Source organism: Streptomyces alkaliphilus (assembly GCF_014141535.1).
Classification (GTDB): Bacteria; Actinomycetota; Actinomycetes; order Streptomycetales; family Streptomycetaceae; genus Streptomyces; species Streptomyces alkaliphilus.
Genome location: NZ_VKHT01001696.1, coordinates 1 through 508, shown reverse-complemented (window position 1 = coordinate 508; position 508 = coordinate 1). Strand labels below are relative to the sequence as shown.

The 508-nt window shown below is 79.3% G+C and carries 1 pseudogene; it reads right to left on the bottom strand.

What is annotated here, in order from left to right:
* A pseudogene (locus FNQ90_RS26375) lies at positions 1–508 on the bottom strand (hypothetical protein); the annotation flags it as partial.

Sequence of the window (508 nt, the reverse complement as noted above, 5' to 3'; positions counted from 1 at the left end):
TTCCGGGGGTGTCCGGCGCGGGCCACCGGGGGCCGAGGGCGGTGAGCACCGGACCGGCCACGGCGTCCCACAACCAGCGCAGCACCGCGTCCACCTCCCGCTCCGCCGCCGAGCGGCGGGGGGCCGGGGCCCCGGCGTCCCGGGCGAGGGCGATCGCGTCCCGCAGGGTGCCCAGGGTCGCGCCGACCGCGTTGCGGGTCAGCAGGGGGAGTTCGACCCGCCGTACCGTGCCGCCGGCGGCCACCAACGCGTCCCCGTGCCGCCGGCCCACGACGAGGCTCACCACCGGCCCCCGATCGGCGGCGGCGAGCAGCCGATCGGGGTCGGGGAGGCGGTCGGGGCCGGTGGGTGTGCCGGCCGCCGCCCATCGGGCGTCCCGGACCCTGGCGGGGAAGCGTTCGGCGTGCTCGAGCAGGGTGATCGGTCCCTCACCGGTGACGGGAGGGGTCTCCAGGCGGAGCCGCGCGGACCTCGCTTCGCAGGGCGGGGTGGTGGGAGAGGCACAGGG